The organism is Sporacetigenium mesophilum DSM 16796 (assembly GCF_059569055.1).
This window is the reverse complement of record NZ_JCANUR010000019.1, coordinates 22753-45315: the sequence shown is the minus strand read 5'-3', so window position 1 is coordinate 45315 and position 22563 is coordinate 22753. Positions and strand designations below refer to the sequence as shown.

Sequence of the window (22563 nt, the reverse complement as noted above, 5' to 3'; positions counted from 1 at the left end):
CTAATAACGTTGACAAAAACAATCAAAAGATTTACTATTTTATAGGCAATATAATAATATAGTTAAATTGAGAGGAGATCATATAAATGGCCAAGGTAAATACTATTCTAGAAGATAACATATTTTTAAGATATACAGTAATAATAATGGGTATGTTTATAAGCGCTATAGGAACTAATGTATTTTTAAGGCCTGCTCATTTGCTTAGTGGTGGAGTTACTGGAGTTGCAGTTGCAATAAACTATATAACAGGACTAAATGTAGGGTTGCTTACATTTCTAATCAATATCCCTATATTTATTATAGGTTTTATGTATTTGGAAAAAGAATTTTGTATAACTAGTTTAATAAATATGGTATTGTTTTCTTTTATACTAGGTATTACTCAACAATTAGGTCATGTTTTTATTATAAATGATTTATTTTTACAAACAATATATGGTGGAGTTCTTTCAGGTATTGGAGCTGGAATAGTATTTAGAACTAAATCATCTCTTGGAGGAACAGATATAATTGGTGCTATACTTAAATTCAAAAAAAATATACCAATAAAAAATACAGGACTTAGCATAAACCTTTTAATAGTTTTGCTAGGTGGCTCTATGTTTGGTTTAAATATTGCTTTATATACTTTAGTAGATATGTTCCTAAATGCATCAACTATGAATATTGCTAAAGATGCTCTTAACGAGCAAAAGCAAGTAATGGTTATATCCGAAAAAAATGAAGAAATAGCTAAAGAAATAATGGATAGACTTATCAGAGGTGTAACTTTCATAGAAGCTGAAGGCGCTTATACTAAGGAAAAGAAAAAAATTATTTATTGTATAGTAGCATCACATGAAATTCCTAAAATTAAAGAAATTACCTTAAAATGTGACAAAAAAGCTTTTATTTCTGTAAATAATATAGACGAAGTTAAGGGAAAAGGGTTTAAAGAAAAGTATTTATAGTGTATAATAAAGTAGTTACAGATTTGTAACTACTTTATTTTTGGAGTAAAGGAGGAGATTTCAATCAAAAGATTAAGTATATTGGTATCAATTAGTGTATTTGTAGGAAGCCTAAGTATATCATATGGACAAGAGTTAAATATGGATAACTATTTAAACAAAACAATGACAGAAATTATGATGAACATAGAATCTAAGGGAAAATTATCTGTTTCTAGAGGGAATACATATTTAAATAGATCTAAAAGTGAAAATTATAATGTAAATCCAGAAAATATTATATTTCCTGAATGGTGGAGCGAAGCTAGTAAGTCTATGCCAAAAGGGTCAGTTATTGTAGTTCAAGACTATAAGACAAAACAAATATTTAAGATAAAAAGAACTGGTGGAACTAACCATGCAGATGTTGAAGCTTTAACTACAGAAGATACTAACATAATGAAAGATATATGGGGTGGATCTAGCTGGGATAGAAGACCAGTTTTACTATATGTAGAAGATAAAGTATATGCAGCTTCTATGACTAACATGCCTCATGCAGGAAGAGATGATAAAAAGGCTCTTGAGTGGGTAGAAGACAGAAGTAATGGTTATGGCAGTGGTATAAACTATGATTCAGTTAAGGAAAATGGCATGGAGGGACATGTAGATTTACACTTCATAAATTCAACGCGCCATTTAGATGGAAAGCAAGATCCTAGACATCAAGAATGTATAAATTATATAAAAAATAATATTAATAAGAAATAGAGTATGATTAATCATATTCTATTTTTTTTATTTAAGGAAATTATAATTTCCATCTTATAAACTTAAGCAAAGCGAATTTTTTTTGTTTTTTTGTGTATATTTTTTAAAAAATTTGAAAGTATAATTAATGTGAGTTTAATAAGGAGTTATTAAATTCACAAAGGAGGAAATTATGATAGAAAAAGCATTTATAATAGCTACTATATCAGCGGTTATTTTTTTCGGAAACTATAAAGATATAGAGGCTAGCTCCTCATCTTACATAATAAACGATAAAATAGACTTTATAGTTAAATCGTTTAAAGAAGGAATTTATTATAACAATAAAATGTCAGATATATTAACAATCAACCTGAAAAAAATAACATCTAAAAATTCAAAGGATGTTGAAGTTTTAGATTGGTGGGATGAGGCTCAATATGAAATACCTAGAGACGGCGTATTTGAAGTAGAAGACTTTTATACGGGAAAAAAGTTCAAAGTAAAAAGAATGGGCGGAACTAATCACGCGGATATAGAAGCACTTAATATAGAAGACACCAAGATCATGAAAGATATTTGGAACGGATTTAGTTGGGAAAGAAGACCAGTGCTGGTGAGCATAAACGGGAAAATATTAGCTGCAAGTATGAGCAACATGCCTCATGCAGGTAGAGACGATAAACCTGCAATGATATGGGTTGAAAATAGAAGTGATGGATATGGTGACGGTATAAACTACGATATAGTAAAAAATAACGGAATGGACGGACATGTAGATTTACATTTTAAAAACTCGACACGACATTTAGATGGAAAACAAGATGATAAGCATCAGGAATGTATAAAAATAATAGAAGATAATATTGATTTATAAAAAGGTGTGCAAATTTGCACACCTTTAAACTTGAGCAAAGCGAATTTTTAGTTGTGTTTTCTATAAGATAAATTTTTAATTTTAAATGAACCTAAAGAATTTTTGAACTTATATATTAATAACGCTAATAAAAGCACAAGGCCACAGTATCCAATTGCAGGATATAAGTATCTAACTAAGTTAGAAAACCCAAATTGACTTGCAATTAAAGCAATAAATGTAGACAATAATATTAAACTATAGTATTTTTTCTTATCTTTTATATCTATTATATTTGCAACAAATCCATATAAACTAGCAACAGCCGTAGTATATATTCCTGCTAATAACATAATTGAGTAAATTATAGGAAGTGAACTGTTGATTCTAGCAGCTATATATATCATAGGAACTCTAAGTCCAGCTACATCATTTATATGGGTATATAAGGCAAAATACATACATATAGAACTAAGTCCAAGACCAAGTGCGCCTAAAATTGCACCATTTTTTAAAGCCTTTTTATTTTTTGAATTTGCACCTAATGGAGCCAAAATAGCAACAGCTAATACTATATTATAAGAAATATAAAGTAGAGAACCCCAGGCCCAATTTTTTATAAGTTCACTATTAGAGGGCATTTCTATAGGAGCTAAGTCCCCAGGAACAAAACCTATGGATACAATACTTACTACAACTGATGTTAGTATCAAAAAAGGAACTAAAATACCTATTCCATTTACAACTCCACTTATACCGAAGAATACTGTAATAGCAGTTATAATTGCCATAAAAATGCTTCCCGTTAATATAGGTAAGTTAAAAAATTCATTAAATAATGCGCCGCTTCCTGCAAACATCGTAACTAATCCACAAAAGATAAAGAAGGTAACTAGAAAATCAATTATACTACCTAAATATTTACCGCTTATTTCATTAATTATTGAAAAATGTGATTGTGAATTAAGTTTTTTACCTATATCCATTACTATATATCCAAATAACGCGAACAAAAAGGTTACTAATATAAGGCCAATAAGTCCTTTTTTGCCGAACAAAACAAAAAATTGAAATATTTCTTGCCCAGATGCAAATCCAGCTCCTATAACAGTTCCTATGTAAGCTCCAGCTATTTGAAAAGCAGATAACTTGTTATCTTTCAAATTAACACCTCCAAATATAAAATTATCTATATTTATACTTATGTAAGAACGAAAGTATTAATGTACAATTTGTGTATTGAAAATATAATATGATATAATACGACTTTTTTATCTAAATATATAGCAAAAAATACATACTTTAATATATAATATTATTAAAGTATATAAAGACTATTATTTTAAATTTACATATATAAATATCGGGGGTTGTTTTAAATGAAATTATCTGAAAAACATAAGCACATATATGATAAATATATGAATACTATAAAAAAGGTGAACTTTGATATAAAGTTAATAAAAATATTGAGTAAATTTGCTATAAGAAAAGAATTAACTTGTGAACAAGAGGTAATAGCTATAGAGGGAAATATGACAGATGTATCTAAATATGATAAAAAAAGATCATACACATTTTACAATGGAGATGTATATGTAGGTAAAATGACAAATGGAAAAATGAATGGAAAAGGCGTTTATATGTTTTCACAGGGGAACTGGGCAGGACAAGAATATATAGGAAGTTTTATTGAAGATATGAAAAGTGGAAATGGTATGTGTACTTTTCCAAATGGGTCAATGTACATAGGTGAGTGGGATCAAGATAAAATACATGGTATTGGAAAAATGGTATATCAAAGTAAAGATGAATATATAGGTGAATGGGACGAAGGACAAAAACAGGGTACGGGAATTTATAAGTGGGATGAAGGTAGTGTATATGTAGGTCAGTTTAGAAATAACAAGATGGAAGGTAAGGGTACATGTTACGATAGATTTGGCAAAATAATATATAAAGGTGAATGGAAAAATAATTTAAGCCACGGAAAAGGAATTTATATATGGGATGAACATAGAAAATATGTAGGTGAGTTTTTATATGGTAAAAAACATGGTACAGGAACTTTTTATATAGATGGAGAGGTAATATACAAAGGAGAATGGAGATTTGATAAACCTTGTATATTTGATAAAACCATAGACGAGCTAAAGTCAGCATATATTACAGAATAACAATAAAAGAGGTATTCCCTAAAGGATTACCTCTTTTTAATATCCAACTGATATATTTGAGCAACGGACCTGTTTTTCAAGGTCGTTGGCGACATGAGCAAAGCGAATTTTTATTGTTTATTTTTCTTTTCTGTAGATTCATCATCATCTTTCTTTTTCTTAGATTCATCGTCTATTAAAAATTGTCTAGTTTTACCCATTTTATAAGCTAAATCTATAATTTTTGCTTCTTCTTGAGTTAAAGGTCTAGATAGTATTTTTTCAAATTCCTTAAATAATGATGTATAATCTATTTTCTTTGCAACTCTAGGCGTAGAATTTCTTGGTCTAAAAGGAGTATATATATAAGTATCTGCAACCATTTCATCAGAATAAATAGCTTTAAATACTTTACTTGTATAATAAGCATCATTAAATGCATCGTGATAAGATTTTTTTTGTTCTATCTCTAAGAGTTGTATGGCATTTTGAAGTCCAATACTTTTTCCAGATGGATTTTTAAAATAAGCTGAGGCATAATGTTGAATATTTATATAAAGGGTAGGTATAGTTTTATGGGGAAGTCCATAATAATATACATTTCTATAAAGTTCTTTTAAATCACCACTGCCCCATACACAAAGTACATTATCCTTTCTACCTATAAACTTCTTAAAACTTTTATAAACATCAGGAAAATAAGGTGCGTCTTTTACCATCTTGTTTTTAATACCAGTCATATTAGTTATAAAGGGATGTACTCTATTGTATATTTTAGGCTTAACATAGCTATTAAAAGTATCTATTACATTTAAATCTTTGTCTAATTTTAAAGCACCTATCTGAAGTATTTCAAAAGGGCATCTTTCGTTTGGGATAGTTTTATTAGTTTTTTCGTCAAATCCTTGATTAAATTCTAAGTCAAATACTATATATTCCATATGAATCTCTCCTAGATAAATTTTCCTTGTATATTTACTTAGTATACCCTATAAAATGGTTTTTTGTACATATTATCTAACATATTAAATATTATTATGTACTTTTTTATACAAAATCTATTGTAGATATGCAAAATAAAATATATAATAATATTCATAATTAAATAAATCATACGATAATATTCACAATAAGTACGCATGTTTATTAAAAATAAAATATTAATATACGTATTAATACGAATAAAAGAAAAATGAAAGAATTTTCAAAAAATTACTTAGATCAAATCACCATATTTTTCTCTATGAATATATTTATACTAGTTTATAAAAATATAGCGAGAGGAAAATTATAAAATATCAAAATGAGGGGGAAGACATAATGAAAGGCTTATTATATGTAATTGAATCTAATAACCATGATAGTGTAAGTTTGAAGAAAATATTAGGTGAAAATCCACAAATAAGATTTGTATCTCTTATGGGAATAGATTTAGGAGGAAATGCAACAGACGAAAAAATACCAATGGAGTTATTCTTAGAAGACTCAGACAAATTTCTAAAATCTGGAATACAAACTGACGGGTCAAGTGTTGAACTTCATGAAATAGCTACATTAAATAACGCAAGAGTTGATTTAGTTCCAGATACTAATGCTAACTGGTTTGTAGACTATAATTTCGATTATATAGATGAAGAAACTAGTCTCCCAGTAGGAACTCTTAAAATACCTGCATTTTTAGTTCATGAGGGTAAAAAAGTTTGCTCAAGGGGTATTTTAGAAAAAGCTGAATTAAATTTTAGAAGTAGTTTAATGAAAATATTTAAAGAATATCCTCATATGATTAACAGCATAGGAATAAATAGTGTAGATGATATAGAAAAAATAATGTTAACATCTGCTACAGAGCTTGAATTTTGGGTAAAAACTCCAGAAGATAAAGCTGACCTAGAAAGATTATATGTTTCTCAAAGCTTAAAAGAACAATACTGGAAAAGAACTCATGGAACAATAAGAACAGCAATGGAAAGAAGTTTAAGAATGCTTCAAGAAATTGGCGTAGAACCAGAAATGGGCCATAAAGAGGTTGGAGGAATAACAAGTTCTATTAGTATTGATGGTAGTACTAATCATGCTATGGAACAATTAGAAATAGATTGGAAATATTCTAACCCAATGCAATGCGCTGATAATGAAATAGTAATAAGGGAATTAGTAGAAGATGTATTCACAAGACACGGTCTTGAGGTGATATTCAAAGCTAAACCACTAGACGGCGTTGCAGGAAGTGGAGAGCATACACATGTAGGTGTAAGTGTTAAACTTAAAGATGGAAAAATTAAAAATATATTTTCACCTATAGAAATGACTAAAGATTATACAAGTGAAATAGGATACGGGGCTTTAATGGGAATGTTATATAATTATGAAGTATTAAATCCATTTGTAACTTCTTCAAATGATGCATTTAATAGATTAGTTCCTGGTTTTGAAGCGCCTGTTTGTATAGTAACTTGTTTAGGTCACACTTACGAAGTTCCATCAAGAAATAGATCTATATTAGTAGGACTAATAAGAGATACTGAAAACCCACTTGCTACAAGATTTGAGTTAAGAGCTCCAAATCCTTTATCTAACACTTATCTAGTAATAGCAGGTATGTATCAAGTTATGCTACACGGTATAGAAGCTGCAGCAAAGAGTGGATTAAACACAAAAGAATTAGAAAAAGAAATTTCAAAAGAGATAGGTGACGAAAGTTTTTATTTAGAAACTAATAGAGCTTATAGAGATGAAAATGATGTATTTGAACATTACAATATAGAAGAAAGAAACTTAAGATATGGTACACCACCAGCAACAGTTTACGAAAATATGAATAATTTAGAGAAATATAGTTATAAACTAGACTCTCTAAAAGCTGGAGATGTGTTTACTGATAAGATAATTAATTCTTTCAAAATAGGTTCATTAGATAAATGGAGTAAAGAACTTAGAGATAGAATAATAGAAGATAACAGAGGAATAATAAGAGAATGTAGAAAACTACATGTAAATGATTCTATGGATGTTATCGATGAAGTACTATGGACTAAAGTAGAGGAACTTAGACATTACCTTATGAAAGATACTTTAACAAAAAAATCATTATTTACTCAAATTAAAGATGCTTTAGAAATTAGAAATTACGAATTAGCATCTAGCTTACAATTAGAAATGAAGTCTAAAATGAAAGAAATACAAAGACTATATATTCAATATAAGAAAAACTTATACTAAATAATAAAGAGGTATCGAACTACGATACCTCTTGTTTCTAATTTTAAAGAAAAATATTAAATATTATATAACCTATAAAAAATAAAGATAATAAGCCTATTATTTTGTTATTATAATAAAGAGTTTTCTTTGAGTAAAATGTTTTCTTAATGTATAAATATATTGCGTTTATTTTGTCTATTACTAGTATAAAACTTAGAACCATTGAAAGTGGAGTATTTACTATTATTGCACTTATTACAAAGAATGGTAATAAATATAATGTATTATATAGGAAACCTTTATAAGTTAAAGAAAAAGTATGTTTATCCATATGCTCAATTTCTCCTAAAGTACAATACATATTATTTTCATAACACTTTCTAGAAATAGTTAAGTCCTTTAGTGTGTTTACTATAAAAGGTATTAAAGTTATTAAATATACTAATTCAAACCATCTTAAAGTAAAATTCATAAAATCCCTCCTCTGTAAACTTCTTACTATAATATATGTCAAATATTACAAAGTGGGACTTAATTTAAATATATAATATCCATATACAAGATGATAATGTGCATAAAAACCAAAATAAGTTGTGATATTTAGTTAAAAAAGGAAGAATACTATTTATGTTCTTTTGAATTGAAATATAAAAATTACTTTTATATTTCTTTTTTAAGATATACATATAGATACTTCTAAACAGGTATAATGAAAGTGATAAAGTCAAAGAGATAATACTTATAATGCCAAAAATATTTATCATCAAATGAGAAATTATCATAAGATCCCCCCTTATATAGATAATAATATGATATTAAAATTCAGGATATTTTGTGAGTATTTAAATACGAAAAATTTAAAAACTAGGAGGAATTTATATGAGTTTTATAAAAAAAGCTATGGCGAGTATGTTGGGTATAGGAGGAACAAAAATAGATACACAAATAATATCTGATCATATAGTTGCTGGCGAAAAAATAGAAGGGATTGTGTATGTATATGGAGGAAGTGTGCCTCAACAATTAGAAGAACTTCAGTTAGAAGTAAAAACTCAGTACGAAAAAGAACATAACGATAAAACAATAAAAATGATAGCAAACGTTCAAACTATTCCAATATCTATAAATAGAGTTATATCTCCAGGTGAAGATATAAAAATACCGTTCTCCTTTGTATTAGATCCTAGAACGCCAATTTCAGTTGGGAAATGCAGAGTATGGATAGCTACAAGACTTGACATAATAGGGGGAGTAGATAGTATTGATGGAGATGCAATAACAGTAAAATGCAGTAAATACATGAATAATGTTTTACAAGTTATAAATAGCATGGGATTTAGACTTAGAGAAGTTGAAAATATTTATACTAAATACTCATATAATAAATTTCCATTTGTTCAAGAATTTGAATTTGTTCCAAGTAGTGGAGAGTTTAGAGGAAAACTTGATGAATTAGAAGTTATATTTATCCCTAAAACAGAGGGAATAGATATTGTATTCCAAATAGATAAAAAGGCAAAAGGAATTGCAGGTTGGTTATCTGAAACATTAGAATTAGATGAAACTGATCTAAGAGTTAAATTTACTTATGAGGAATTATTACACGAAAAGTATATATGCAACGAATTAACTCAAATAATAAGAAGGTATTGCTAAAAAAACTATCTATTTTGGATAGTTTTTAATTTTTTTGTCAGATTTTAATATACGAAAACAGTATAAATATAAAGGAAAGTAAGTTATAAATATAGAAAAATAAAAAATGCAGAAAATTATGATTATATTTGTTTTTATTTAATGTAGGGGGAGATAAATATGAAAAAAAGGCTAGCATTGGAATTAGGTATATACATAATATTACCTATTGTTTTAGGAATTGTGCTAGGTAAATCACTTATGTACTATGCTATGGGAGTATCGTTATTAGGAGGAATAGTATATACCATTATAAACAAAATAAAAAATAAAGTTTATAATTTATCAGGTATAACTATATTATCATTTTTAGTAATAAATATGGCTTTAAATGTAATCTCAAAAACACAATATGATTTAATTATCAAAGAAATATATTTTTTAATAACAGTATCTATCTTACTTTCAGTTTTTATAGTATTTAAGAAAAGTTTTATTATGCAAATATTAAAAGATACATTAGAAATATTAGGATATAAAAAAACTAATATTGACAATATATTTGGAAAGAATCAGTTAGATTCATATTTTACTTCATTTACTTCTTTATTTATCGTGCATTTACTTATTTTGTCTTTTATAAAAATGCATTTTATATTAATATATGGTTCTAATGGAATTATTAAGGCACAATCTTTATCTAGTTTTATAGGATTTATATTTATTTCCACGGAAATTATATTATCTACATTAATTATAAATAAAGTAAGACTGGCATTAAGATTTAGCAGTGTAATAAACTATAAAAATTCAAGAGTAGTATATTTTAATAAATATAAAAATACAAAAAAGGCAAATTAAAAGTCTTCGTAATTGCGAAGACTTTATTTTTCGATTAATTCTAAAATATATTCACCTACACTATAAGGAGTTATATTATTTTTAAAATCAACTATATTATTTTTTAAAAATTCAATTCTATTATCTAGTTTTCCTTGTATAAGATTTATAAGATGTTGTTGCAATTCAAACTCATCTTGATATACGATGCCTATACCTTTATCTATTATAAATTTAGCATTTTCTATTTCTTGTCCAACTTTTGGAAGTCTTGCTATAACAGGTATTTCACAATTTATTGCTTCAAATAAAGTTGCCCCACCTGGTTTGGTTATTATTATGTTGTGAGAACGCATTAAAGATGCCATATCATCTACAAAACCCTTAACAGTAATGTTTTTAAGAGGCTTTTTATTTGTAAGTGATTTATAAGTTTTTTCATTTCTACCAGTTACTATGGTAACTTTAGATTTATAATTATTATCTTCTATAAACTCATCTAGCCAATATACAAAATCTTTATCCACATCAAAAGCGCCTCTTCCTCCACCCATTATCAATATTCCATTTTTATTTGAATCTTCTTCTAAAGATTCTGTAAACAAGAAGCTTTTTCTAACGGGAATTCCAGTAACTTTAAGTGTATTATGATCTATACCCTTATGTATAAGTCTATTCTTTATTTCCTTTGATGGAACTAAATACATATCTGTGCGAGGAAATAACCACTCCATACTATCAACAACATCTGTTATTACAGTTACTAAGGGAATATCATTATTTTGTTTATTTTTGAACCTAAAAACACACTCAGAGGCAACAGGAAATGTAGAAACTATAAGTATTGGATCTAATTGCTTTATATAATCAACAAGCTTATTAATATATACTTTATAAGTTATATCATATCTTGGGTTATGTGATTTCTTTATGTAGTAATAATAGTTGTATAAAGCAGGGGTGTATTTTGTCTGAGTTTCATACAACTTTATTAAAGGTTTATCTATTTTAGGAATACTAGCTTGGAGGAAATTTTCTATAACAATATTATATGAACTATCTATAGATAAAATATGTTCTTTCACAGCAGTTGCGACACTTATATGGCCAGCTCCAAAGTTTGCAGTAAGCACTAAAATAGTTTTGTTAGAAGTATTATCAAACATTATTTCACCTCTTTGTGATTAAAATATTACTAGTTACATAGATGTATTATACACCTAATGCCTATCTTTATCAATTATATACTATTATATACAGAATTATGATTTTAGAGTTAAAAATTGGTTATACTAATAAATGAAAAATTAAATAAGGAGAGATGAAGTTGAAAGTTTATGATTTTAGAACTGTAGTTTTTTCAAAAGAAATTAATATAAATAAAATAGCTAATCAATTTAATATATTCAAAAAATATAAATGGGAAGATCCTTTTATATTAAAAAGTAGTGATTTAAAAGGAATAATAGAAGATACAAATAATGAAAAATATATTTATATGTTTTCTTTTGGAAGTTGTGTTTTTATTAATATGAATGATGATGAAATTAAAAGGTTTATAGAATATATAGAATCAGAAAATAAAAATGGAGAATATATAAGAGTTAATAGGTCTTATATAGATAAATTTTATGATGATTTTAGCTTAGAAATAAATGAAAAAGAAAAAAATGTTATATTAGATGATAAGATGGTCATATCAGAAATACACGATAACTATTTAGATATAATATCCATCGTACTAGCAAAATCTGTTGCACTTGAAAGAGTAGAACATGAGATATTTAAAATATTTGATAAATTTGAACCTACGTTAGATATATTAGAAAGCGGAAAACTTAATATAAGAGATAAATATCTAGCAAAACAAGCAGCTAGTATACTGAACTTTAAGTATGCAACTGTATCTTATATAATGATAGATGAGACTCCTGATTTAGCATGGCAAAATAGTGAACTAGCTGTTTTATATGAAAAATTATCGAAGTTTTTTGATTTAGAAGATAGATATGAAAGTGTAATACATAAAATAGATATACTAATGACAATACTAGATAACTTTACAAATTTAGTCCACGCACACAGATCTACCATGTTAGAGTGGTGGATTATAGCATTATTTATTTTTGAAATAGTATTAAGTTTTATACCTCATTAACTTACAAGAGAGTACATATATGATATGTGCTCTTTTTTTGATTATTAAAAAATAACAATTTATCCGATAAACTTGAGCAACAGATCATCTTTTCAAGGTCGTTGACGACATAATTGTAGCGAACTTTTGTAGTATATAGAAGTATTTGTAATTATTAGCAAAACGAATAATAGAGGATATAAGGTGAATTTACAGTAAATTAATATATATAGTTATAAAAGGGGGTGAATTATTTGGAACTAGCTAAAGAATTAGATAGAACAACTACTAAAAAACAAAAAAAACTAAATAAAGAGATAAATAAAGAAAACAATTTAAATAATAACGTATATATTCTTAAGACATTACTTTACTCAACAATAGGTATATTGATATTTTTTGTACCATTTTCTATAAATAACGAAAAACATGTACTTATCAATCATTTATACAAATTTATTAAAGATAATTTGAGTAGTTTTACAAATATATATCTTATAGTTATAACAATAGCTGGTAGTATTGTCCCTTTTATAAATAAAGAATATAAAGAGAATAAAATAAAAAAGTTTTATTATATACTAAGGACTTTTAGTATTTGTATAGCTGTCATGGCTGTGTATAACTTAGGTCCAGATTTTTTATACAAAGAAGATATTATACCGTATATTTATGAGATAATTATTAAAGCTAGTATTTTAATTCCCATAACATCTATATTCTTAGTTTTCTTAACTGACTATGGATTATTAGAATTTATAGCTGTTTATACAAAGAATATAATGAAATTATTATTTAATACAAATGGGAAATCAATTGTCAATATGGTGTTATTCATGTTTAGTGGCTATTATAGTGGTTTTTTAATGACAAATAAGCTTTATAAACAAGGAAAATATACACAAAAAGAAGCTTGTATAGTGGCTACAGGTTTTTGCTTAATGCCTATAAGCTATATAATTACATTATCGGACGAGCTAAAATTAAACGATTATTTAAATACATATATAATAGCATCTATACTTATAACATTAGGTGTAACTCTTATAACATCTCGAATCTGGCCATTAAATACAAAAAAATCAGTTTATACAAAAGACAAAAAAATAAAAGAAAAAGGAGCTAGAAAAAAGAAGTTAAAATATGCAGTAAAAGAAGCTGTAAAAACATCTTCTAAATCTCAATCTTTAATAAAAAATATTGCAAGTAGCCTAGAAGATTCATTAGTTATTAGTATGAATTTTATACCTAATGTAATTATGTTTATTTTTATAGGATATTTGATCTTTAAATATACATTTTTATTAGATATAATTGCTCTTATTTTTTATCCTATTAATCTTATATTAAAAATTCCTGATTATATTTTAGTGTCAAAGGGGAGTTTGCTTAGTATAATAGATGTATTTTTAATTCCTAGTGAAGTTTCAGCGTCTACAAGTATATTTACAAGATCTATAATAGGGGTTGTATCTATATCTTCTGTCATTTCATTTTCTAATATTATTCCATTGATATTTTGCTCAGATATATCTATTAATCTAAAAGAACTAATAATTATATGGATACAAAGGGTTTTAATTAGTTTAACAATATCTTCATTAATATTTTATATATCAATAGGATACAAAATGGTATAAATTGTAAAATAACAAATAATAATATATAATTTATATTAATATAACAAAATTTACTATACTTAAGGAGTTGATTAATATGTATAACAAAGATTTGGCTAAAAAATATATTTACGACATACTTAATATACCAAGTCCAACTGGATATACCAAAGAAATAATGAACTATATAAAAAGAGAGTTAGAAGTTTTAAATATAAGATATAGAGAAACTAACAAAGGTGCTGTTATAGCTACTTTAGAAGGTGATAATAAGGAGTATCAAAAAACACTATCAGCCCATGTAGATACCTTAGGGGCTATGGTTAAGAATATTAAGGCAAGTGGCAAAATAGAGTTAACTCAAATAGGTGGATTTATGATGAATTCCATTGAAGGAGAAAATTGTAACATTCATACAAGAGACAACAAAAGAATAGAAGGAACTGTACAAACTATAAAGCCATCTGTTCATATACATGGAGACGAAGCTAGAAACTTACAAAGACTTACACAAAATTACGAAGTAATTTTAGATGAAAAGATAAATTCCAAAGATGATGTACTAAATTTAGGGATTAATATAGGAGATTTTATATCATTTGATACTAGAACTAAAATAACAGAAAGCGGATTTATTAAATCAAGATACTTAGATGATAAGTCTTCTGTTGGGATTTTATTATATGTTATGAGATATTTAGTTGAAAATAAAGTTAAACTAAATCATAATATAAACTTTTTTATAAGTAATTATGAAGAAGTAGGTCATGGGTCATCCGCATGTATACCAGAAAATACAAAAGAGTTTATAGCTGTAGATATGGGGTGCCCAGGAGAAGGTCAAAATTCAACTGAATATGCATGCTGTATATGTACAAAAGACTCTTCAGGACCTTATGACTATGACTTAACTAACAAACTATTAAACATATGTAAAAATAATAATATAGAATACAGATTAGACATATATCCGTTTTATGGTTCTGATGCTTCAGCTGCATTAAGAGCTGGTTGGGATATAAAAACAGCATTAATAGGCCCAGGTATATTTGCATCTCATGGATACGAGAGAACTCATATGGATTCTATAATAGCTACAATTGATTTGGTAGTTAAGTATTGCCAAGAATAACAATAAGAGGTATGAATTTCATACCTCTTATTTAGATTAGGTTCAATAGATTACTTAAAGATAAAATATCTCCATTTAGAAAGTTCATTATCAATAAAATAACTACAATTATCAAACCTATTCTAAGAGCAACACTAGTTAAAAACTTGAAGATATTCCAAGCTAAACCTAGTACAAATATAAATACTAAAAAACCAATAATATTCATAATATACACCTCTTAAAATATATTATATATTATATTATTAATAATTAATAAATAATTTACTAAATATAATTAACTAGTTTTATAGGTTAACAAAAATAAAAGAAAGGTTGGGAGATTAGATGAATAAATTAATTGATATTTACAGAGGGACATTAGTAGAAAGTTCTCACAACGGCCATATTGCAGTAGTAGATAGTGATGGAAACTTATTATACTCTTATGGTGATCCATATAGAATTACATATGCAAGATCAGCTATTAAACCAATTCAAGCTATACCTGTAGTTGAAAGCAATGCAGTAGATAAATTTAATATTGAAGATAGAGAAATATCTCTTATGTGCTCATCACATAATAGTGAAGAATTCCATGCAGAGTGCGTTAGAGAAATACTCAATAAAGCTAATATTAATTTAGACAAACTACAATGTGGAACTCATATACCACTTTCAATTAATGCGTATAAAGACTTAATATTAAAGGGAAAAGAACTAACATCTGAGTATAGTAATTGCTCAGGGAAACATTGTGGAATGTTAATAACTGCAAAACACATGAATGAAGATATAGAGACTTACTTAGATATTAATCACCCTGTACAACGAAGAATACTAGAAACCTTATCAAAAATTTGTGACTATAACAAAGATGAAGTAATAATTGGAGTAGATGGATGTGGAGCACCTGTTCATGCATTACCTCTTGAAAAATTGGCACATGGATTTGCCAGATTATCAAAACCAGAGCTTTTAGGAGAAGAGAGAAAAGTTGCTGTTGAAAGAATAACTAGTTCAATGACGACATATCCAGAAATGGTTGCAGGAACAAATAGATTTTGCACAGATTTTATGAAAGTATGCGGAAATAAAATGTTTGGCAAGTTAGGAGCAGAAGGAGTATACCTAGTAGGAATAAAAGAAAAAGGAATTGGGGTGGCTGTCAAAATTGAAGACGGAGATGTTTCTGCAGTGTATACTGTTGTTCTTGAAGTTTTAAAACAATTGGAATTAATAACAAATGAAGAATTACAACAACTTATAAAATATTATAATCCAAAGATATTAAATGCAAGAAATGAAGAAGTAGGAGAGGTAGTACCTAATTTTAAATTAAAGAAATATGAATTATCTTATGAATAGAAAAAAGCCTTCTTCTAGTATTGGAAGAAGGCTTTTATAGTAATTTCTTTCTAGACATAAATAATGTAATTAATACTGAAATTCCACATGTTAGGGCAACTACTATCCAAAATCCATTAGGATGATTTGATAGTGGAACCAAAACGTTCATTCCAAACAAACCAGATATCATAGTAGGTACGGATAATATTATAGTAATTGAAGTTAATAATTTCATAACGTTATTTTGATTGTTTGAAACTATCGCGCTAAAAGCATCCATAATTCTACTTAATATATCTCCATATATTTGAGCCATTTCAATAGCCTGTCTATTTTCTATAATAACATCTTCTAGTAAATCTTCATCATCTGCATATTTACGTATTGATTCAGTTCTAAGCATTTTTTTAAGTACAACTTCATTTGATTTCAATGAAGTTGAAAAGTAAACTAAAGATTTTTCAAGTTCAAGAAGTTGTATAAGTTCTTTGTTTCTCATAGATTTATAAATTTGAGTTTCAATAGCATTTGTCATTTTGCTTATTCTTCTTAAGTACTGTAAATAATAACTAGCATTTTTAAATAAAATTTGTAATATAAATCTAGTTCTTTTAGAAGTATAAAAACCTTTAACGTGTCCTGCAATAAAGTCATTTAGTACTTTTGTTTGAGTAGTACATACTGTTATAATACATTCTTTAGCAAGTATTATACCTAGAGGAATAGTAGAGTAGTGAGTAGACTTTATGTCACTTTCATCTATAGGAATATCTATTAATATAAGAGTATGATCTTCCTCAACATCTATTCTTGAACGTTCTTCTTCATCAAGAGCTGATTTTATAGTTTCTACATCTATAGAAAATTTACTAGATATTTCTCTTATTTCATTTTGTGATGGTTCAACTAAATTTATCCAGCACCCTGATTCGAAGTCAGCTAGCTTTTCAAGTTTATTGTCTATAGTTTTATAATATCTTATCATCGCTATCACATCCTTTATTCAGTTTTAAAACACAATAACTAAAAACTTCATACTTATATTATTTTTAATATACTAAGTTATTATGTTTTAAAATGTTTAATCAAAAGAATAACTTAGCAATTAAGCGGTCCACCTAGGGCCATGATCCACGTAAATCACCTCATAATAAGATAAATTTATTTTAAATAAATAAAAACTCCCACAACAAGTGAGAGTTTTAGGACAAAGTTAAATACTAAAATTCTTCACTCGTTGAGTTTTAGCACTATATAGCTTTGGATTAACCAGCTACGTTAGATAAAGCCTTGGATTCGGCAGTGCCTGTTAACCCTTTGGCATCTCTCGATGTTTCAGGGTAGCAGCGTATATCTATATAGGAGCCTCGCCTAACGAGAATATATTAAACTATCGTATTAATAATAACATATGTATTAAAAAAATGAAAGGCCTTCATAAAAGAAGGCATTACAATAAGCTAGATATATTACTATTATTATACGTTATTTCTTTTATGTCCGTAGTGTTAAACCTATTAGCGAATTTTTCTAATATAGCCTTTTCTAAACACTTTGCTTTAGTACAACCATCCATTTTTTCAATGTGTATACATTTGTTATTTTCAGTATTATGTTTGTAGCATATATCAAAAACTAAGTTTAAAGTATCTTCTATATTTATATTTCCTCTCATTCCATAATCCATATAGGTACATGCCAAATTAAAATTATGTTCATGAAACATAATAGACAAATCTTTAGCTAATTCTTCAATACTCTGATTATAAGCCATTATAATACCTCCTAAATAACCTTATCTACGTTTTCTATATGTAGGATATGCAAATGTTATCGTAAATATGATTGATATATAAAATAATAAATATATATAATATAACTCAAATTTGCAACTAAGTTTTTTATGATATAATATAAATAAAATTCAATAGGGGAGGGAAAATATGTTATATAGAGAATTTGGAAATACAGGGGAGCAAGTTTCTGAACTAGGGTTTGGATGTATGAGGTTTCCTCAATTAGATGGGAAAATAGACGAGAAAAAGTCTATAGAAATGATAAGATTTGCAATAGATAATGGGATAAATTACATAGATACAGCTTATATGTATCACGATGGGGAAAGTGAAAATCTTGTAGGCAAAGCATTAAAAGGTGGTTACAGAGACAAAGTACATATAGCAACAAAACTTCCATCATGGCTAATAAATTCTAGAGTAGATATGGATAAATACTTAAATGAACAATTGGAAAAACTTCAAACAGATTATATAGATTTTTATTTATTACATACTTTAAATGAAAAGTATTGGGAAAACTTAACTAGCTTAGGGGTATTAGAATTCATAGATTCTATAAAAAAGGATAAAAGAGTAAAACACGTAGGATTCTCATTTCATGATAACTTAGATTTATTTAAAAAAATAGTAGATTCATATGATTGGTCTTTTGCACAAATACAATTGAACTATTTAGATGAGTATTATCAAGCAGGAATAGAAGGTCTTAAATATGCCTCAAACAAAAACTTAGGCGTAGTTATTATGGAGCCATTAAGAGGTGGAAAATTAGTACACAACTTACCAAAGGATATAAAAGATATGTTGGGTAATGCCCCATCAAATAGAACTGCTGCAGAATGGGCTTTAAGGTTTGTATTAGATAAACCTGAAGTAAGTGTAGTACTTAGCGGTATGGGAAATATAGATCAAGTAAAAGAAAATATAAAAATAGCAAAGGAGGCTAAACCAAATACCTTAAATTCTAAAGAAATACAATTTATAAATGAACTTAAAAATAAGTTTAAGCAAAAAATAAATGTCAATTGTACAGAATGTAAATACTGTGTTCCATGTCCAGTAGGGGTAAATATACCAAATTGTTTTGCTTACCTAAATAATTACTCTATGTTTGATGATAGAGAAAAAACAAAAGAACAATACAATATGTTCATAAAGGAAAATAACAGGGCTTCAAAATGTGTAGAGTGTGGTAAATGTGAAAAAAATTGTCCGCAACAAATAAAAATAAGAGAAAAACTAAAAGAAACAGTAAGCATATTTGAATTATAAAAGGTGATACAAAATGTATATATATAATATAGACAGAAAAGAAGTTATAGAGTCAAACGTAGGAAGTTGGTACGAGGAAAGTTTACATTATTTCATATTATGTAATCCTAGTGAGATACAATGTTTTCAAAAAGATTTACAATTAGATGATTCTACAATAGATGACTGTTTAAACTTCGACGATATAGTTAGGTTTGAAAGTTTTGATGAATATGACTTCATAAGTTTAAATAGTTTTAAGATCGAAGGAAATTTCGTAGAAGTAGAAGAAATAAATTTCTATGTCGGATATAATTTTATAATATTAGTATTAGATGAAAATAACTCATTAAGTCAAAATATGAAAAATATATTGGAAAACAAGTTACATATACAATCAACACCAAAAAAGACATTAAGTAGATTATATTATTTATTATTTAATTCAATAATAATAAATACTTTTGATATATTAGATAAAATAGAAGATGACATACAAATTTTAGAAGATGAAATAATAAAGCACACTAAAAAAGAGCAGTTTTCTATAATAAACGATATGAGACACAAAACTAGAAAAATAGTAAAATATATAAGACCGCTTTTATATATAGGAGATCAGTTTTCTGAAGAGAACTTGAGATATCTAAATGAAAGTAATTTGAATAGATCTAACTTAAATAGGCTACAAAGCATAGATATTAGAATAAACAAGCTTTATGATTTTTCAGTATCCTTAAAAGAATATTCAGATAAACTTTTATCCATATATGATTCTGGTATAACATCAAAAACTAATGATATTGCGACTAAGATTGCATTATTTACAGGTATACTAGGGTCTATGACAGTTATAACAGGTATATATGGAATGAATTTTAAATATATGCCAGAATTAAATTGGTCATATGGATATCCTTTGATACTGTTAATTATGACATTTATATCTATAGGAGCATTTATTTTATTTAAAAAGAAAAAATGGCTGTAATAAAAGTATATATTAAAAGCGAGCATATAGCTCGCCTTTAATATATAAAATCTTATTGTTGTCTTGATTTATTGTATCTTAATCTATCGTGTTCATTTAACATTTTCTTTCTAAGTCTTATAGAATCTGGCGTTATTTCAACTAGCTCATCATCATTTATAAATTCAAGAGCTTCCTCTAAAGTAAATACTCTTGGTGGAGCTAATTTTACTGCATCATCAGAACCAGATGCACGAACGTTTGTTAACTTCTTGTTTTTACATGGGTTAACAGTCATATCATCTTTTCTTGAGTTCATACCTATTACCATACCTGCATAAACTTCAGTAGTAGGCTCTATAAACATAGTAGCTCTGTCGCTTAGGTTATCAAGAGCATAAGCCATAGCTACACCATTTTCTTGAGATATTAAAACACCGTTTGTTCTTTGAGGTATTTCACCTTTATGTTCTTCAAATCTTTCAAATGAACGAACAAGAGTACCTTCTCCTCTAGTATCATTTATAAATTCACTTCTAAATCCAAGTAAACCTCTAGTAGGCACTATGAATTCCATCTTAACATAATCGCCTTCAATTTCCATAGCTTCCATAAGACCTTTTCTCATGTTAAGCTTAGATATAACAGTTCCTGAGTAAGTTTCTGGAACATTTGCTATAACTCTTTCAACTGGCTCCATTAATTTTCCATTTTCTCTATGCATTAAAACTTCTGGCTTAGATACTCCTATTTCATATCCTTCACGTCTCATATTTTCTAATAATATAGATAAGTGAAGTTCTCCACGACCAGAAACTTTGTATCCGTCAGTAGTATCTAAGGGTTCAACTTTAAGTCCTACGTTAACTTCAAGTTCCTTTTCTAATCTATCCTTTAAATGTCTAGTTGTTACAAACTTACCGCTTCTACCAACAAAAGGCGAGTCGTTAACAAGGAAGTTCATAGACAGTGTAGGTTCTTCTATTTTTATAAGTTCCATAGGGATTGGGTTATCAACATTACATAAAGTTTCACCTATTGATATATTTGGTATACCAGATATAACAACTATTTCACCACTACCTGCTTCTTTTACATTAACTTGCTTTAATCCTTCGTATATAAATAATTTAGATACTTTACCTCTTTCTACTGTACCTTCAACTGTACATATAGAAACTGTATCACCTTCTTTAATAGTACCTTTGTAAACTCTACCTAAACCTAATCTCCCTATATAATCATCATAAGCAAGTGCAGATACTTGCATTTGAAGAGGTTCATTATCATAATCAGGATAAGCATTTGCATGTTCTATTATAGTATCAAATAATGGAGAAAGATCAGAGCTTTCATCTTCTAATTCACGTTTAGCTATACCTTGTTTAGCTATACCGTATATTATTGGGAAGTCTAATTGTTCATCATTAGCATTTAAGTCTACAAATAAATCAAATACCATATCTACTACATCTTCAGCTCTTTGGTCTTTTTTATCTATTTTATTTATAAATAGTATAGGTCTTAAACCTAATTCTAATGATTTTTGTAATACGAATCTAGTTTGAGGCATAGGGCCTTCAGATGCATCTACTAATAATACAACTGTGTCAACTGTTTTTATAACACGTTCAACTTCTGATGAGAAATCAGAGTGACCTGGAGTATCTACTATGTTTATTTTATAACCGTTGTGGTTTATTGAACAGTTTTTAGAATATATAGTTATACCTCTTTCTCTTTCAAGGTCATTACTATCCATAACACAATCTTGAACTAATTCATTTTCTCTAAAAACATTAGATTGATTTAAAAAAGCATCAACTAATGTCGATTTTCCTGCATCTACGTGGGCTATTACCGCTATATTTATAATTTTTTTATCTATTGTTGTCATTTTATTGCTCCTCTCGTTTGTAAATAACTGATTAAGTATACCACAGTATATACTGAATG

The 22563-nt window shown here is 27.4% G+C and carries 21 protein-coding genes and 1 riboswitch; of the genes, 13 read left to right on the top strand and 8 right to left on the bottom strand.

What is annotated here, in order from left to right; translation table 11 throughout:
• The first annotated feature begins 86 nt into the window (after positions 1-86).
• The 3 genes from BS62_RS13110 to BS62_RS13100 all read left to right on the top strand — a co-directional run bounded on the left by BS62_RS13110 (position 87) and on the right by BS62_RS13100 (position 2559).
• Complete coding sequence (locus tag BS62_RS13110; protein ID WP_496491732.1) at positions 87-953, top strand: YitT family protein; 867 nt, start codon at positions 87-89, stop codon at positions 951-953.
• 141 nt (positions 954-1094) lie between these two features.
• Positions 1095-1703, top strand: coding sequence for a hypothetical protein (locus tag BS62_RS13105; protein WP_496491731.1), 609 nt, complete (start codon positions 1095-1097; stop codon positions 1701-1703).
• Positions 1704-1875: 172 nt separating this feature from the next.
• Positions 1876-2559 (top strand): hypothetical protein, encoded by a 684-nt coding sequence (locus BS62_RS13100; protein ID WP_496491730.1) that lies wholly within the window; start codon positions 1876-1878, stop codon positions 2557-2559.
• 47 nt (positions 2560-2606) lie between these two features.
• On the opposite strand, the gene BS62_RS13095 is transcribed toward BS62_RS13100, so the two are convergent.
• Positions 2607-3701, bottom strand: coding sequence for a YkvI family membrane protein (locus BS62_RS13095; RefSeq protein WP_496491729.1), 1095 nt, complete (start codon positions 3699-3701; stop codon positions 2607-2609).
• A gap of 216 nt (positions 3702-3917) precedes the next feature.
• Here BS62_RS13095 and BS62_RS13090 point away from each other — a divergent pair, with 216 nt between their 5' ends.
• Positions 3918-4715 (top strand): MORN repeat-containing protein, encoded by a 798-nt coding sequence (locus BS62_RS13090; protein ID WP_496491728.1) that lies wholly within the window; start codon positions 3918-3920, stop codon positions 4713-4715.
• 110 nt (positions 4716-4825) lie between these two features.
• Here BS62_RS13090 and BS62_RS13085 read toward each other — a convergent pair whose 3' ends face one another.
• The gene (locus BS62_RS13085) at positions 4826-5635 is read right to left on the bottom strand and encodes a 3'-5' exonuclease (protein WP_496491727.1); all 810 of its coding nucleotides are present in this window, start codon (positions 5633-5635) and stop codon (positions 4826-4828) included.
• Positions 5636-6014: 379 nt separating this feature from the next.
• Between BS62_RS13085 and BS62_RS13080 the strand changes: the two genes are divergently transcribed.
• On the top strand, positions 6015-7913 hold the full coding sequence (locus BS62_RS13080) for a type I glutamate--ammonia ligase (protein ID WP_496491726.1): 1899 nt from the start codon (positions 6015-6017) through the stop codon (positions 7911-7913).
• Positions 7914-7956: 43 nt separating this feature from the next.
• Here BS62_RS13080 and BS62_RS13075 read toward each other — a convergent pair whose 3' ends face one another.
• Complete coding sequence (locus BS62_RS13075; RefSeq protein ID WP_496491725.1) at positions 7957-8367, bottom strand: hypothetical protein; 411 nt, start codon at positions 8365-8367, stop codon at positions 7957-7959.
• Positions 8368-8774: 407 nt separating this feature from the next.
• Here BS62_RS13075 and BS62_RS13070 point away from each other — a divergent pair, with 407 nt between their 5' ends.
• Positions 8775-9551, top strand: a complete 777-nt coding sequence (locus tag BS62_RS13070) for a sporulation protein (protein WP_496491724.1) — start codon at positions 8775-8777, stop codon at positions 9549-9551.
• Between the two features lie 159 nt (positions 9552-9710).
• Positions 9711-10391, top strand: coding sequence for a DUF3159 domain-containing protein (locus BS62_RS13065; protein ID WP_496491723.1), 681 nt, complete (start codon positions 9711-9713; stop codon positions 10389-10391).
• Between the two features lie 23 nt (positions 10392-10414).
• On the opposite strand, the gene BS62_RS13060 is transcribed toward BS62_RS13065, so the two are convergent.
• Positions 10415-11536: an MGDG synthase family glycosyltransferase gene (locus BS62_RS13060; protein WP_496491722.1), complete on the bottom strand. Its 1122-nt coding sequence runs from the start codon at positions 11534-11536 to the stop codon at positions 10415-10417.
• Positions 11537-11697: 161 nt separating this feature from the next.
• Here BS62_RS13060 and BS62_RS13055 point away from each other — a divergent pair, with 161 nt between their 5' ends.
• The 3 genes from BS62_RS13055 (at position 11698) to BS62_RS13045 (ending at position 15258) form a co-directional block, all read left to right on the top strand.
• On the top strand, positions 11698-12528 hold the full coding sequence (locus BS62_RS13055) for an RMD1 family protein (RefSeq protein WP_496491721.1): 831 nt from the start codon (positions 11698-11700) through the stop codon (positions 12526-12528).
• Positions 12529-12761: 233 nt separating this feature from the next.
• The gene (locus tag BS62_RS13050; RefSeq protein WP_496491720.1) at positions 12762-14147 is read left to right on the top strand and encodes a YjiH family protein; all 1386 of its coding nucleotides are present in this window, start codon (positions 12762-12764) and stop codon (positions 14145-14147) included.
• A 76-nt stretch (positions 14148-14223) separates the two neighbouring features.
• Positions 14224-15258, top strand: coding sequence for a M42 family metallopeptidase (locus BS62_RS13045; RefSeq protein ID WP_496491719.1), 1035 nt, complete (start codon positions 14224-14226; stop codon positions 15256-15258).
• A 31-nt stretch (positions 15259-15289) separates the two neighbouring features.
• On the opposite strand, the gene BS62_RS13040 is transcribed toward BS62_RS13045, so the two are convergent.
• Positions 15290-15466: a hypothetical protein gene (locus tag BS62_RS13040; RefSeq protein ID WP_496491718.1), complete on the bottom strand. Its 177-nt coding sequence runs from the start codon at positions 15464-15466 to the stop codon at positions 15290-15292.
• 119 nt (positions 15467-15585) lie between these two features.
• Here BS62_RS13040 and BS62_RS13035 point away from each other — a divergent pair, with 119 nt between their 5' ends.
• On the top strand, positions 15586-16605 hold the full coding sequence (locus tag BS62_RS13035; protein WP_496491717.1) for an asparaginase: 1020 nt from the start codon (positions 15586-15588) through the stop codon (positions 16603-16605).
• 34 nt (positions 16606-16639) lie between these two features.
• Here the strand turns inward: BS62_RS13035 and BS62_RS13030 are convergent, their stop codons facing one another.
• Together BS62_RS13030 and BS62_RS13025 are read right to left on the bottom strand one after the other, a co-directional pair.
• Positions 16640-17572, bottom strand: coding sequence for a magnesium transporter CorA family protein (locus BS62_RS13030; RefSeq protein ID WP_496491716.1), 933 nt, complete (start codon positions 17570-17572; stop codon positions 16640-16642).
• A 237-nt stretch (positions 17573-17809) separates the two neighbouring features.
• A riboswitch (M-box (ykoK) riboswitch) is annotated at positions 17810-17973 on the bottom strand.
• Between the two features lie 64 nt (positions 17974-18037).
• Positions 18038-18361, bottom strand: coding sequence for a hypothetical protein (locus BS62_RS13025; protein ID WP_496491715.1), 324 nt, complete (start codon positions 18359-18361; stop codon positions 18038-18040).
• A gap of 169 nt (positions 18362-18530) precedes the next feature.
• Between BS62_RS13025 and BS62_RS13020 the strand changes: the two genes are divergently transcribed.
• Positions 18531-19658 carry an aldo/keto reductase gene (locus BS62_RS13020; protein ID WP_496491714.1) on the top strand — a complete coding sequence of 376 codons (1128 nt, stop codon included), beginning with the start codon at positions 18531-18533 and terminating at the stop codon, positions 19656-19658.
• A 13-nt stretch (positions 19659-19671) separates the two neighbouring features.
• Positions 19672-20628: a magnesium transporter CorA family protein gene (locus tag BS62_RS13015; protein WP_496491713.1), complete on the top strand. Its 957-nt coding sequence runs from the start codon at positions 19672-19674 to the stop codon at positions 20626-20628.
• Positions 20629-20680: 52 nt separating this feature from the next.
• On the opposite strand, the gene typA is transcribed toward BS62_RS13015, so the two are convergent.
• Positions 20681-22504 (bottom strand): translational GTPase TypA, encoded by a 1824-nt coding sequence (typA, locus tag BS62_RS13010; RefSeq protein ID WP_496491712.1) that lies wholly within the window; start codon positions 22502-22504, stop codon positions 20681-20683.
• Positions 22505-22563: the final 59 nt, after the last annotated feature.

Excerpts from the sequence above, each read along its gene's own strand:
- BS62_RS13015 (WP_496491713.1), top strand. The coding sequence starts at position 19,672 with ATGTATATATATAATATAGACAGAAAAGAAGTTATAGAGTCAAACGTA.
- BS62_RS13075 (WP_496491725.1), bottom strand. The coding sequence starts at position 8,367 with ATGAATTTTACTTTAAGATGGTTTGAATTAGTATATTTAATAACTTTA.
- BS62_RS13060 (WP_496491722.1), bottom strand. The coding sequence starts at position 11,536 with ATGTTTGATAATACTTCTAACAAAACTATTTTAGTGCTTACTGCAAAC.
- BS62_RS13110 (WP_496491732.1), top strand. The coding sequence starts at position 87 with ATGGCCAAGGTAAATACTATTCTAGAAGATAACATATTTTTAAGATAT.
- BS62_RS13070 (WP_496491724.1), top strand. The coding sequence starts at position 8,775 with ATGAGTTTTATAAAAAAAGCTATGGCGAGTATGTTGGGTATAGGAGGA.
- BS62_RS13090 (WP_496491728.1), top strand. The coding sequence starts at position 3,918 with ATGAAATTATCTGAAAAACATAAGCACATATATGATAAATATATGAAT.
- BS62_RS13105 (WP_496491731.1), top strand. The coding sequence starts at position 1,095 with ATGGATAACTATTTAAACAAAACAATGACAGAAATTATGATGAACATA.
- typA (WP_496491712.1), bottom strand. The coding sequence starts at position 22,504 with ATGACAACAATAGATAAAAAAATTATAAATATAGCGGTAATAGCCCAC.
- BS62_RS13020 (WP_496491714.1), top strand. The coding sequence starts at position 18,531 with ATGTTATATAGAGAATTTGGAAATACAGGGGAGCAAGTTTCTGAACTA.
- BS62_RS13025 (WP_496491715.1), bottom strand. The coding sequence starts at position 18,361 with ATGGCTTATAATCAGAGTATTGAAGAATTAGCTAAAGATTTGTCTATT.
- BS62_RS13035 (WP_496491717.1), top strand. The coding sequence starts at position 15,586 with ATGAATAAATTAATTGATATTTACAGAGGGACATTAGTAGAAAGTTCT.
- BS62_RS13100 (WP_496491730.1), top strand. The coding sequence starts at position 1,876 with ATGATAGAAAAAGCATTTATAATAGCTACTATATCAGCGGTTATTTTT.
- BS62_RS13065 (WP_496491723.1), top strand. The coding sequence starts at position 9,711 with ATGAAAAAAAGGCTAGCATTGGAATTAGGTATATACATAATATTACCT.
- BS62_RS13040 (WP_496491718.1), bottom strand. The coding sequence starts at position 15,466 with ATGAATATTATTGGTTTTTTAGTATTTATATTTGTACTAGGTTTAGCT.
- BS62_RS13085 (WP_496491727.1), bottom strand. The coding sequence starts at position 5,635 with ATGGAATATATAGTATTTGACTTAGAATTTAATCAAGGATTTGACGAA.
- BS62_RS13080 (WP_496491726.1), top strand. The coding sequence starts at position 6,015 with ATGAAAGGCTTATTATATGTAATTGAATCTAATAACCATGATAGTGTA.
- BS62_RS13045 (WP_496491719.1), top strand. The coding sequence starts at position 14,224 with ATGTATAACAAAGATTTGGCTAAAAAATATATTTACGACATACTTAAT.
- BS62_RS13030 (WP_496491716.1), bottom strand. The coding sequence starts at position 17,572 with ATGATAAGATATTATAAAACTATAGACAATAAACTTGAAAAGCTAGCT.